A 12,363-nucleotide genomic window follows, 5' to 3' on the forward strand; every position below is an offset into this window, starting at 1 on the left:
GTCATCGGCCGTGCAGGGGGTTGGCGAGCCGGCCGACCAGCTGCAGCGACGTCGCCTGGTCCGCGAGGTCGACCATCTCCAGCGTGTTGCGCAGCTGCAGCCGGTTCAGGCAGGAGTGCTCGAAGTCCGGGGCCAGCAGGTCGTACCGCGCGTGCTGGTCGGCCAGCTCCGGGTGGTCGGCCTGCAGGTCGCGCAGGCACTCCGCGGCCACCGTCCAGAAGTCGGCGCCCGGGAGCACACCGTCGTCGGCGAGGATCGCGGCGAGGAACCGCAGGAACCCGTCGAGCACGTCGGTGAGCACCGCGAGCGACTGCTGACCCTCCGGCACGGTGGCCCGGATGCGGCGCACCGCCTCGGGGAGCTCGTGCTCGGGGTGCGCCTCGGGGCCGTCGCCGACGAGCAGCGCGACCTCCTCGCCGACGTCCTTCATGTACGCGCGCACGGGCACGTGATCGCGCAGCACCAGGATGAGGTTCTCCCCGTGCGGCATGAAGGCCAGGTCGTGCGCCCACAGGCAGTGCGCGACCGGACGCAGGTAGACGTCGAGGTAGCGCCGCACCCAGTCGGCCGGGTCGAGGCCCGACGCGCGCACCGTCGCCGCGACCAGGCTGCGACCGTCGCGGTCGCGGTGCAGCAGCGACGCCATCGTCGCGGCGCGCTCGCCCGCCACGAGGGTGGGGGTCTCGCGCCACAGGGCGGCGAACATCTTCTGGTACGGACCCCGCCGCACGCCGGCGACCTGCTGGTAGACGCCACCGGTGTAGCCCACGGCGGCGCGCTCGCGCAGCACCTCGAAGCCGCAGCGACGCAGCTCGGCGTCGTCGGCGACGAGCCGGTGCACCCAGTCGTTGATGGCCGGGGTGCCGCGCATGTAGTGCGGCGACAGCCCCCGCATGAAGCCCATGTTCTGCACCGACAGGGCGGTCTTGACGTACAGGCGCGACGGGTCGGAGACGTTGAGGAACGTGCGCACCGACTGCTGCGCACGGTAGGCGTCGCGGCCTGGGCCGAGCGGCACGACGTCACGACGCGCCACGTCGGCGGCGAACGTGATGGCCAGCTTGTTCGTCCACTGCCACGGGTGGGCCGGCACGAGCAGGTAGTCACGGGGGTCGAGCCCCAGCGACCGCAGCCGCAGCTCGAACCCGGCGCGCTCGTCCGCGTCGAGCTCGCCCGCGTAGAGGGTGTCCTCGTCGATCCCGTCGCCGACCGCCAGCACCGTGTGCTCGCGGCGGACGGCGAGCCACACCAGGTGCACCTCGCTGCCGGTCTCCGGCGCGTAGGCACGGTAGTCGTCGAGGCCGTAGCCGATGCGGCCGTTCGTGGCGATGAACGCCGGGTGGCCCTCGTGCATGGCCGCCTCGGTCGTGGCCAGATCGGCGTCGAGGAGGTCCTCGGCACTGTGGTCGTGGTGCACGTCGGACCAGCACGCCGCGGCGAGGGTCGCGCTGAGCTCCTCCAGGTACACGGCGACCAGGTGGTCGGGGATGCCGAGCTCCTCGTGCAGCTCGGCCACCAGCTCGAGCACGTCGACGGGACGCGTCACGTCCTGCTCGACGTCGGCGCGCAGCAGCGACGCCGGGTCGACCGACCAGTGCTCGGGCTCGTGCACGTGCGCGTGGAAGCGCCAGACGGACGCGACCGTCCGCACCTCCCACCAGCCGGCGGCGTCGGGCACGGGCGTCGGCGACAGGAGACGCTCGTGCGTCAGCTCGCCGATGGCCTTGGCGGTGAGCCGCCGCTGCGCGCGCTCCAGCGTGGCCGGCTCCAGGTGGTCGGCGGCGTCGAACGCCTCCTGCGACGTCGCGTGCAGGTCGACGACGGTGCTCATCGGGCCACCACCGCCGCACCGAGCTCGCTGCGCTCCCACTGCTCGCGCGTGCAGGTGCTGAGCAGGGCCCGCTTGTCGGGCAGCTGCACCTCCCCCTCGACGACGAACCCGGCCCGCGCGTTCAGCGCGTGGATGGCCGTGTTGGCGGCATCGGGCTCGACCACGACCCGCGCCGTCGGCTCGTCGGCGTGGCCGAGCAGCGCGAAGCAGTGCCGCATGACCGCGGCGAAGACCTCGGTCGTGAAGCCGTGCACCGGCGTGTCCGTGGGGGCCACCAGCACGTGCATCCCGAGGTCGCCGGGTCGCACGTCCAGCACCGCGCTCAGCGCGGAGCGGGCGGGGTCGTAGGTCTCCGCGAGGAACGCTGGACTGTTCGCCGCCCACGGCCCGGCACCCCCGGTGCTCTTCGCCGCCCACGGCCCGGCACCCCCGCCGGCGCCGTCGCCGTCGTCGACCCGACCGAGCCAGGCGTCGTGGTGCGGGCTGGCGACGATGTCGGCGTACTCGCGGCGCACGTCGTCGACGCTCGCGCCCTGCATCATCCAGAACCGCGACCGCGGGTGCGTGACCCACGCGTGCAGCAGGTCGACGTCGCGCTCGACGTCGAGCGGCTCGAGCTCGATCCTCATCGGTCCACCCCCGTCAGGCTGCGGATCCCGTCGGCGCGGGCTCCGCCGTCGCGGTCGGACGTCGGCGCCCCGAACGTCTGGAACGCGATCCGCTCCTCGACGGCGTACACCTCGCGTCCGGCCATGGCGTTGACGATGATCGACGAGCGGAACGCGCCCATGCCGAGGTCGGGTGCGACGAAGCCGTGCGTGTGCTCCTCGGCGTTCTGCACGAACACGCGGTGCTCGGCGTCGATCGTGTAGTCGGCGGCGACGGCGTAGCGGCCACGCTCGTCCCAGTGCAGCCCCTCGCGCAGCGGCTCGACGAGGTCGGGCAGCTGGGCCCGGTAGCCGGTGGCGAGCACGAGCGACGCGGTGTCCAGCGTGAACGCCTGGTCCGTCTCGTCGTGGCGCAGCTCCAGGGAGAAGCGTCCCGCCCCCTCGTCCCAGCGGGAGGCGGTCAGCGTCGTGCCGGCCAGCAGGTCCGTGGGCACCGGACCGTCGAGGCCCAGGCGGTAGAGCGTGTCGTAGATGTCGTCCACGAGGTCGCCGCTGATGCCCTTGTAGAGCGGCTTGTGCTCGACGACGAGCCGGTCGCGCGTCGTGGTCGGCAGCGACTGGAAGTACGCGGTGTACTCCGGCGACGTCATCTCCAGCGTGAGCTTCGTGTACTCCATCGGGAAGAACCGCGGCGACCGCGTCACCCACGTCAGCCGGTAGTCGCGCTCTCGCGCGTCCTCCAGCAGGTCGCGATAGACCTCGGCGGCGCTCTGGCCGCTGCCGACGACGGTGATCGACCCGCTCTCCTGGAGCCGCTCCTTGCGCTGGAGGTACTCGGCGGAGTGGATCGCGAGACCGCCGTCGGCGTCGCAGGCCGCGCGTGCCGCGTCGGGCACGTGCGGCGTCGTGCCGACGCCCAGCACGACGTGCCGGGCCAGCAGCGTCGTCGGGCCGTCGGCGGTGAGGGCGGTGACGGCGAAGAGGTCGCCGTCGCGGCGCACCGACTGCACGTGGTGGCCGAGCCGCACCGGGAGCCGCTCGGCCGCCCAGCGCAGGTACCGGTCGTACTCGCGACGCAACGGGTAGAAGCTCTCGCGGATGTAGAACGGGTAGAGCCGTCCGGTCTCCTTGAGGAAGGCCAGGAAGGAGTACGGCGAGGTGGGGTCGGCCATGGTGACGAGGTCGGCCATGAACGGCACCTGGAGGGTCGCCTCGGGCAGCATCATGCCGCCGTGCCAGGTGGTCTCCTCGCGCGACTCGAGCACCACGCCCTGCAGGCCGGCGGGCTCGGCGAGGGCGGCCAGGCCGAGGTTGAAGGGCCCCGCGCCGACGGCGACGAAGTCGAGCACGTCCCCGGCGGGGGTGCCGGGCCGTGGGCGGCGATCAGACGCTGGCCCGGTCACGACGCGACCCCCTGACGGTCGTGCTCGAGCAGGTCGTCGCCGGCGGCCCGCACACGCTCCAGGACCCGCACGACGTCGTCGAGCGTGGTCGCCGGGTTGAGCAGGGTGAGCTTGAGCCAGGACCGACCCTCGACCTTGGTGCCCGCCACGACGCAGCGCCCGTCGCGCCAGAGGGCCTGGCGGATCCGCGGGTTGAGCTCGTCGGCGTGGTCGTCGTCGACGCCGCCGGGCTGGTAGCGCAGCACGACGGTGCTCAGCTCGGGCTCGGCGCGCAGCAGGAGGTCGTCCTGCTCGCGGACCCAGTCGGCGGCCGCGTGGGCGAGGTCGATGACGGTGTCGAAGCCGTCGCCGACGGCGTCGGCGCCCATGGTGCGCAGCGTCATCCAGAGCTTGAGGGCGTCGAAGCGACGCGTGGTCTGCATGCTCTTGTCGACCTGGTTCGGCAGGTTCGCCGTGCGGGGGTTGAGGTACTCGGCGTGGTAGGTCACGTGCCGCAGGGCCCCCGCGTCGCGCACGAGCACCGCGCTCGCGCTGACCGGCTGGAAGAAGGTCTTGTGGAAGTCGACGGTGACGGAGTCGGCGCGCTCGATCCCGTCGAGCCGGTGCCGACGTCGGCGCGACGCGAGCAGCCCTCCCCCGTAGGCGGCGTCGACGTGCATCCACACACCGTGCTCGGCGCAGAGGTCGGCGACCGGCCCGAGCGGGTCGATCGCGCCGAGGTCGGTGGTGCCGGCGGTCGCGACGACGGCCATCGGGACGAGCCCGCGCGCGAGGCAGTCGTGCAGCGCGCGCTCGAGGGCGACGGGGTCCATCCGGTGCCGCGCGTCGACGTCGACAGGGACGACCGCGTCGGCGTCGAGACCCAGGATGGTGGCCGACTTCTGGACGCTGAAGTGCGCGTCGCGCGAGCAGAACACGCGGAACCTCGACAGGCTCTCGTTGTAGGCGAGGCCGGGGTCGACGTGGCCGCGCAGGAACGTCTCGCCGCGCGCCATGAGCAGCGCCTGCAGGTTCGACTGCGTGCCGCCCGACGTGAACACGCCGTCGGCACCGTCGGCGAAGCCGATGCGGCCGGTGGTCCAGTCGACGAGGCGGCGCTCGATGAGCGTGCCGCCGGCGCTCTGGTCCCAGGTGTCGAGCGAGGAGTTGACCGCCGAGACGAACAGCTCGGCGAGCAGGGCCGGCACGACGACCGGGCAGTTGAGGTGCGCCGCGTAGCCGGCGTCGTGGAACCAGACGGCGTCGTCGAGGTAGACGTCGCGCAGCTCGGCGAGCGCGCTCTCCACGTCGACCGGCTGGTCGAGGTCGACTGCGTCGACGGTGCGGGCGACGTCGGCGACGCTGCGTCCGCTGAAGGGCTGCTCGACCGAGGCGAGGTGGTCGGTCAGGACGTCGATCCCGCGTCGCATGGTCGTGGCATAGTGCTCGGCGTTGGCCGGGCTGAACACGTGGCTGTCCACCGTGCTCCTTCCCCGAGAGGTGGTGAGGTGCCCCTTTTGAAGGCAAGGCTTACCTAATCACCGCGAGGACCGACCGGGCAACCTCAGGTGACACCCCTCACACGCTCAGGCGTCGATCGGCCGTCACGGCCAGGCGACCGTCCGCTGCGGCATTTCCTCGCCCACCCGGCACACTGGCCTCCATGCACCCCCTCACCGACTTCTGGCGCTCCGTCGAGGCGCTGCACTCGGTCGTCTACTTCGCCCCCGACGCCCGCGAGCGCTACGAGGCCGTGGGCCTGAAGGGGTGGTGGATGGGCTACGCCGCGTCGCGGTCCGCGGCGCTGGGCACCCCGGCGGCGCCGGTCGTCGTGGCGACGTTCCACGGCTTCGCGCCCCGGCTCGTCGAGCGGGTGGTCCCCGACGCGTGGCGCCTGGCCGACGCCGGCGCCGTGCTCGACACCCGCCTCTCCCTGGCACGCGACGCGCTGGCCCCCGGCCTCGACGGGCACGACGTCGCAGCCCTGGCACGACGCCTCGGCGGGGTGGCGGAGCGGGTCGACCTCGCGGGCAAGCCACTGGCCGCTGCGGAGCGCTCGCTGCCGGTGCCCGACGACGCACTCGGTGCGCTGTGGCGCCACGCCAGCGTGCTGCGCGAGCTGCGCGGCGACGCGCACGTGTCGGTGCTCGTCACCGCCGGGCTCGGCGGGGCCGCCGCGAACGCCCTCCAGGTCGCGCTCGGTCGTGCGCCTCAGCGTCAGCGCGAGATCCGCGGCTGGACCGAGGAGGAGTGGGCCGCGGCGCTGGAGGACCTGCGCCGACGCGGGTGGGTCGACGCCGACGGGCACGGCACCGACACCGGGCGCGCCGCCCGTGAGCGCCTCGAGGACGCCACCGACCGGGCCGTCGACGCCGCGCTCGACACCGAGGCGACGGCACACGCCGTGGCCGTCGAGCCCGCCCTCGCCGCCGCGGCCCGGTCCGTCGTCGCCTCCGGCGCGATCACCTACCCCAACCCGATCGGCGCGACGGCCCCCTAGGCCTCACCCGTCCTCACGATTGGCTACGCGGTGGGCTCGGCCCAGGCGAGCTGGACGATCTCCAGGCCGCGGTCGCGGGTGACGAGCTGGGCCCGACCCGGTTGCGCGGGCTTCGGTCGGGCACCGCCGATGAGCGGGCCCTCCTCCGGGGGGCCCGACAGCAGCAGACCAGGCTGGGCGAGGTCGCGCAGGGTCTGCAGGACCGGGTCGTAGGCCGCACGCGCCGCACCGCCGGCGCGCCGCGCGACCACGACGTGCAGGCCGACGTCGCGCGCCTGCGCCAGCAGCGGCACGAGCGGGGCGAGCGGCGACTGCGACTGCGGCGCCACCAGGTCGTAGTCGTCGACGAGGACGAACGCCTCAGGCCCGCTCCACCACGACCGTTCGCGCAGCTGCTCGGCCGTGACGTCGGGACCGGGGATCCGGCCCTGCAGGAACTGCGCCAGCCCGTTGACGACGGGCTCGAGCTGCGCCGCGCTCGACACGTACTCCATCCGCCACTCGTCCGGCACCTCGCCGAGCAGGGAACGCCGGTAGTCGACGACCACGAGCTGCGCCTCGCGCGGACCGCGCGTGCGCATGACCTCACGGGCGTAGGCGCGCAGGAACGCGCTCTTGCCGGAGCGGCCGTCGCCGTACAGCAGCGCGTGCGGCTCGGCGTCGAGGTCGAGGCCGACGGGCGCCAGGTCGCGCTCGTCGACCCCCACGAGCACGCGGCGGTCGTCGTCGCCGACCCGCGCCAGCTCGCGCACCCGCTCCAGCGAGATCCGGTCGGGCAGCAGGCGCAGCTTGGGCCCGCCCTCGCCCCAGGAGTCCCTGACGCGCGTGACCAGGTCGACGACCGCCGGGCCGAGGTCGCGCGCCTCGCCCCGGCCGTCGAGCCGCGGCAGCGCCGCGAGGAAGTGGTGCTTGGTCGTCACGAGACCGCGCCCGGGGCGCTCCGCGGGCACCAGCTGCGCGACCTTGCGGTCGACCTCGGAGTCCGTCGGGTCGCCCAGGCGCAGCTCCAGCCGGGTGCCGAAGACGTCGCGCATGGCGGCCCGGAAGTCGCCCCAGCGTCCGGCCGCCGCGAGCACGTGCACGCCGAAGGTCAGACCGCGCTGCGCGAGCGACTGCAGCTCCATCTCGAGCATGTCGAAGTCCGAGCGCAACGTGCCCCAGCCGTCGACGACGAGGTAGACGTCGCCGTAGCCGTCGTCGGCCTGGCCCTCGCGCCGACGGGCACGGTACGTCTCGACCGAGTCGATGCCGTTGCGGCGGAAGTACGCCTCGCGACGGTCGATGATGCCGCTGACCTCCGCGTGCACGCGACGCACGACATCGGGCTCGGCCCGCGTGGCGACGCCCGAGACGTGCGGCAGGTCGGTGAGGCCGGCGAACGTGCCGCCGCCGAAGTCGAGCACGTACACCTGGCTGTCGCGCGGTGACGACGACAGCGCGATGCTGGCGACGATGGTGCGCAGCAGCGTGCTCTTGCCGCTGCGCGGACCGCCGACGACGGCGGCGTGTCCGCCGGCGCCCGAGAGGTCGATGACGAGCTGGTCGCGACGCTGCTCGCGCGGCCGGTCGACGGTGCCGATCGGGACGCGCAGACCGCCGTGCGCACGCCACGTCGCCGAGAGCATGCCACCGCCGTCGGTCGGCGTGAGGTCGCCGAGGAGCCCGTCGAGGGTGTCGGGCACGTCGAGCGGCGGCAGCCACACCTGGTGCGCGAGCGGCCCGCGGCCGTGCATGGCGTCGACGGCGATGTCGAGCACCGAGGCCGACGACGTCGAGGCGGGCACCGGGGCGGGCACGGGTCCGTCGTCGGCAGGTGCCAGGTCGGTCGGCGCGAGCACGTGGGAGGCGGTGAAGGGCAGGATCGCGCGCGCCTGGGAGCGCGACTCGTCCTCGCCGATGCTGGCGCGCCGCGGCGGCGGGCCGGAGACGTACGCGGCCTTGAACCGGACCATCTCGCCGTCGGCCTTGAGGTACCCCAGGCCCGGCACCGACGGCAGCTCGTAGGCGTCGGGGACGCCGAGCACCGTGCGCGACTCCGCGGCGGAGAACGTGCGCAGGCCGATCCGGTAGGACAGGTGGCTCTCGAGCCCGCGCAGGCGACCCTCCTCGAGACGCTGCGACGCGAGCAGGAGGTGGATGCCGAGCGAGCGGCCGAGTCGACCGATGGCGACGAAGAGGTCGATGAACTCCGGCTTCGCGGCGAGCATCTCGCTGAACTCGTCGACGACGATGAACAACGACGGCAGCGGGTCGAGCGGCTCGCCGGCGGCGCGCGCCTTCTCGTAGTCGCGCAGCGAGGCGTAGTTGCCCGCGCGGCGCAGGAGCTCCTGGCGGCGGACCATCTCTCCGGAGATCGCGTCCTGCATGCGGTCGACGAGGTCGAGCTCCTCCTCCAGGTTCGTGATCACCGCCGCGACGTGCGGCATGTCGGTGAGCCCGGCGAACGTCGCACCGCCCTTGAAGTCGACGAGGACCATGTTGAGCTGCTCGCTGGAGTGCGTGAGCGCGAGCCCGAGCACGAGCGTGCGCAGCAGCTCGGACTTGCCCGAGCCCGTCGCGCCAATGACCAGCCCGTGCGGACCCATGCCCTGCTGGGCGGACTCCTTCAGGTCGAGGTGCACGGGAGCGCCCGTGGGCCCCACGCCGATCGGCACGCGCAGCTGGTCGCGCGCCGGCCGGGACCGCCACCCGTCGGCGACGTCGAGCGTGCGGACGTCGCCGAGACCGAGCAGGTCGGTGAGGTCGGGCGTCGTCGACGTCGCGTCCTCGCGGACGGGACCCTCGGTGCTCGCCAGCGGCGCGAGGCGGCGCGCGAAGGCCTCGGCGCTCTCCCGGTCGAGCTGGTCGGCGTGCCCCTTGACGGGCTCGTCGTGGCGCCGCCAGGCCGTGACGCCGACGGCGCCGCGGTCGGCCTGCACGAGCTCCAGCCGCAGCCGGGTCGGGTCCTCGAGCTCGCCCCAGGACTCGGGGAGCTCGATCACGGTCATGCCGTGGACACCCTCCTCGGGCACGAGGTGGTTGCCCGGCGGCAGCGCCGGACCGTCGACCACGAGCAGCACGTGCGGGCCCTCGACCGGCTGGTCGGCGCCGAAGCGCGGCCGGTCGACGACCTCCTGCGGCAGCATCGCGGCGAGGTCGTCGAGCGAGGAGGCGATCATGCGGGCCGGGCCGACCGCGTCGCTCTCGCGCTCGCTGTGCGCGTGCGGCAGCCACTTGACCCAGTCCCAGTCGCGGGCGGCGTCGTCGTCGGCCAGGACCGCGACGACCAGGCCCTGCGGGGCGTGGAACGCGGTGGCCTCGCAGACGAGCGACCGGGCGAGGGCACGCACCTGCTCGACGGAGCCCAGCAGCTCGACGCGGCTGAACGCCGACAGGTCGATGGCGGCGGGCAGATCGGGCTGCGCGCGGTGGACGGACAGCAGCCGGTGCAGCGCCGACGCGCACACCGGGTCGACCTGGTCGATCGAGGTCGTCGTGGGCGGCACGAGCTCCAGCGCGAGCGGCTGGGTCGACGTGCCGTAGCGGACGTGGAGGGCGTGCGGGTCGTCGGCCGGACGCTCCCACAGCCGACTGCCCTCCTCGGCCACGGCGGCGAGGGCCGACGGCGAGGGGTGCAGCCACGTGAGACCGTCGCGCTGGGCGTCGGCGGCCGCACGCACGCGGGCCCGCACGGTCGACAGGTACTGCAGGTACTCCCGGCGCGACCCGCCGACCTGCGTCCGGCGCTGCTTGAGCTGGCGCTCGACGCTGACGGCCACGAAGCCGAGGGTCGCGAGGAGGAACATGCCCGCGGCGATGAAGCCGCGCGCACCGCCCCCGCTGGAGGCCACGAAGACGATCGAGCCGACGCTCGCCAGCATCGGCAGGGCCATCATGAGCGCACCGCCGATGCCCTCGTGCGGCGCCAGCTCCGGGGGCGGGTCGAGCTCCAGGGCACCCTCGGGCACCCGGGGCGGCTCGACTCGACGTCCGCGCTGCAGCGTGGTGGCCACACGACCTCCTGGTGGGTCTCGGGGAGGGGCACGGCGCCCCCGCCGCACGATCGTAGCCGCGCCCGACCCCCCGGACGGGCCGTTGATCGGTCACACTGTCCCCGAAGGGGGTCGCATGAGCGAGAGCACCGCGCTGGCCACGATCCGGCTGAGCGTCGTCGGAGACGCGGGACGGGTCGACCTCGCCGTGCCCCGGTGGGCCGACGTCGGCGCCGTGGCGGCGGGCTTCCGCGACCAGACGGGCAGCGGTCCGGTGCTCCTGAGCACGGCCACCGGGCGCGCCCTCGACCCGACCACCTCGGTGCACGCCGCGCGCCTGGAGCACGGCGACCTGCTGGTCGCGGTCGACGCCGACGCCGCCCCCGTGAGCACCGCCCCGACGGGTCGGGGGTCGCGCGGCCGACGCGCGCAGCCCGCCGCTCCCGCCACGTCGACGGTCGCCCCGTTGCCCGCCCTCGCTCCACCGACCGACCGGGCCGCGAGGTCCGCGACGGGTTCCGTCGTCGCCCGGCTCGCCCCGGGCGCCGTGGCCGTGGCCGGTCTGCTCGCCGCCACGGCCGGTGCCCTGACCGGCGGCACCGCCGCGGACGCCGCCTCCGGCGCGCTCGCGCTCGTCGTCCTCGCCGTGGCAGGGATCGTCGGCCTCCGCGTCCCGGCCGGCGCGCACGACCGCGCCTGGCTCTCCGTCGTGCCGCTGCTCCTCGCCGCGGCCGTCGTCCTGCAGCTCCCGCCCGGCCAGGCCGGGGCGACGACGCTGGCCGTCACGGTGGCGGGCCTGGCCGTGGCGTGCGGCAGCGCCGCCCTGCGCGCGGCCGTGCCGGGCGTGGCCGACGAGGAGCTGGCGGTCCAGCTCGTCGCCGGCGTCGGTGTCGCGCTGCTCGCGACCGTCACGCTCCTGGCGGACTGGTCGACGACCACCCTCGCCGCCCTCGTCCTGCTGGCGGCCGTGCTGGGCGCGCGCCTGCTGCCGTCGTTCGTCGTCGACGTTCCGGACCACGTGCTCGTGGACCTGCAGCGGCTCGCCGTCACGGCCTGGACCGCGCGCGAGCAGCCGCGCCGCTCCTTCCGCGGCGTCGTCCGCGAGGACGACGTGCGCGCCGTCGCCCTGCGTGCGCTGCGGCTCGTCGGCGCGGCCACGGTCGTGTGCTCCCTGCTGGTCGCGGCCAGCGGAGCCTGGCTGCTCCTCGCCCCCACCGACGGCGCCCGCGACGTCGGCGCCACCCTCGTCTGCGCCGCCACCGGTGCCGCACTGGTGCTGAGCGGTCGCACCCTGCGGGCCCAGCAGGCGCGTCGCTGGCAGCGCACCACCGGCACCGCGCTCCTCCTGGCCACCGCCGCGTCGCTGCTGCTCGAGGTGGGCGACGACGCCCGTGTCGCCGGCGCGACCGTGGCCGTCCTCCTCGGTCTGGTCCTCGCCCTCGTGGCCCGTTCGGCCGGCCGGGGCTGGACCTCCGTGTGGTGGTCGCGCAGCGCCGAGATCGCGGAGGGCCTGGCGTTCGTCGCCGTCGTCGGCGCGTTCCCGCTGGTCAGCGGGCTGTTCGACTGGATGCGCGTCCTCACGTCGTCCTGACGCCCGACGGCTCGCGACGACCGGCCGGCGGCTCTCACGTCCCTGAGGACGGGATAGTCAGAACTGACCAGATGTCCTAGTCTGGTCCTACCAGCATCGACGAGCCCGTGCCGCGACCGTGCCCACGGGGAACCGGGAGGACGAACGATGAGCGAGCTCAGCCGCGAAGAAGGCGCGATCACCCGCGCCGCCGAGATGGTCCGCAGCGCCCACGGCGACCTGACCCGCGAGGTCAACTCCATGCCCCAGCGCCTCTCCACCAAGGGCGCCTGGGAAGGCGGCGGAGCCGCCGGGTTCACCAACCTCATCACCGTCTGGAACACCGAGACCGACAAGATCGTGCGCGCCCTCAACGACTTCGAGGCCAACCTCACCGGCGCCGACGTCACCTACACCCAGACCGACGACGTCCAGGTCGACACCTACTCCCAGATCTCCTCGCGCCTCGGCGGCTGAGACCACCCACACCCACCCACCTGA

Annotated in this window: 8 protein-coding genes; 3 read left to right on the forward strand and 5 right to left on the reverse strand. The window is 74.3% G+C overall.

The genetic code is table 11. The features are described 5' to 3' along the window. Position 1: 1 nt before the first annotated feature. The 4 genes from Aeryth_RS14925 to Aeryth_RS14940 are packed head-to-tail and all read right to left on the reverse strand — an operon-like array spanning position 2 to position 5,302. Positions 2-1,831 (reverse strand): IucA/IucC family protein, encoded by a 1,830-nt coding sequence (locus tag Aeryth_RS14925; protein WP_067860338.1) that lies wholly within the window; start codon positions 1,829-1,831, stop codon positions 2-4. Next, positions 1,828-2,460: a GNAT family N-acetyltransferase gene (locus Aeryth_RS14930; protein WP_067860340.1), complete on the reverse strand. Its 633-nt coding sequence runs from the start codon at positions 2,458-2,460 to the stop codon at positions 1,828-1,830. The genes Aeryth_RS14925 and Aeryth_RS14930 overlap by 4 nt, the downstream gene beginning before the upstream one ends. Continuing rightward, complete coding sequence (locus Aeryth_RS14935) at positions 2,457-3,788, reverse strand: lysine N(6)-hydroxylase/L-ornithine N(5)-oxygenase family protein (protein WP_067860342.1); 1,332 nt, start codon at positions 3,786-3,788, stop codon at positions 2,457-2,459. The genes Aeryth_RS14930 and Aeryth_RS14935 overlap by 4 nt, the downstream gene beginning before the upstream one ends. A gap of 50 nt (positions 3,789-3,838) precedes the next feature. Further along, entirely contained in the window at positions 3,839-5,302 is a 1,464-nt protein-coding gene (locus Aeryth_RS14940; RefSeq protein ID WP_067860343.1) for a pyridoxal phosphate-dependent decarboxylase family protein, read from the reverse strand. Positions 5,303-5,484: 182 nt separating this feature from the next. Here Aeryth_RS14940 and Aeryth_RS14945 point away from each other — a divergent pair, with 182 nt between their 5' ends. After that, positions 5,485-6,321: an SCO6745 family protein gene (locus tag Aeryth_RS14945; protein WP_067860345.1), complete on the forward strand. Its 837-nt coding sequence runs from the start codon at positions 5,485-5,487 to the stop codon at positions 6,319-6,321. Positions 6,322-6,344: 23 nt separating this feature from the next. Here Aeryth_RS14945 and eccCa read toward each other — a convergent pair whose 3' ends face one another. Beyond that, positions 6,345-10,313, reverse strand: a complete 3,969-nt coding sequence (gene eccCa, locus Aeryth_RS14950) for a type VII secretion protein EccCa (protein ID WP_067860347.1) — start codon at positions 10,311-10,313, stop codon at positions 6,345-6,347. Between the two features lie 115 nt (positions 10,314-10,428). Here eccCa and Aeryth_RS14955 point away from each other — a divergent pair, with 115 nt between their 5' ends. Further along, positions 10,429-11,883: a hypothetical protein gene (locus Aeryth_RS14955; protein ID WP_067860349.1), complete on the forward strand. Its 1,455-nt coding sequence runs from the start codon at positions 10,429-10,431 to the stop codon at positions 11,881-11,883. 147 nt (positions 11,884-12,030) lie between these two features. Continuing rightward, the gene (locus Aeryth_RS14960) at positions 12,031-12,339 is read left to right on the forward strand and encodes a WXG100 family type VII secretion target (RefSeq protein ID WP_067860351.1); all 309 of its coding nucleotides are present in this window, start codon (positions 12,031-12,033) and stop codon (positions 12,337-12,339) included. Positions 12,340-12,363: the final 24 nt, after the last annotated feature.

The organism is Aeromicrobium erythreum (assembly GCF_001509405.1).
Classification (GTDB): Bacteria; Actinomycetota; Actinomycetes; order Propionibacteriales; family Nocardioidaceae; genus Aeromicrobium; species Aeromicrobium erythreum.

What these genes read in the sequence shown, in the direction of transcription:
- Aeryth_RS14925 (WP_067860338.1), bottom strand. Translation starts at nt 1,831, where the DNA reads ATGAGCACCGTCGTCGACCTGCACGCGACGTCGCAGGAGGCGTTCGAC.
- Aeryth_RS14930 (WP_067860340.1), bottom strand. Translation starts at nt 2,460, where the DNA reads ATGAGGATCGAGCTCGAGCCGCTCGACGTCGAGCGCGACGTCGACCTG.
- Aeryth_RS14945 (WP_067860345.1), top strand. Translation starts at nt 5,485, where the DNA reads ATGCACCCCCTCACCGACTTCTGGCGCTCCGTCGAGGCGCTGCACTCG.
- Aeryth_RS14955 (WP_067860349.1), top strand. Translation starts at nt 10,429, where the DNA reads ATGAGCGAGAGCACCGCGCTGGCCACGATCCGGCTGAGCGTCGTCGGA.
- Aeryth_RS14960 (WP_067860351.1), top strand. Translation starts at nt 12,031, where the DNA reads ATGAGCGAGCTCAGCCGCGAAGAAGGCGCGATCACCCGCGCCGCCGAG.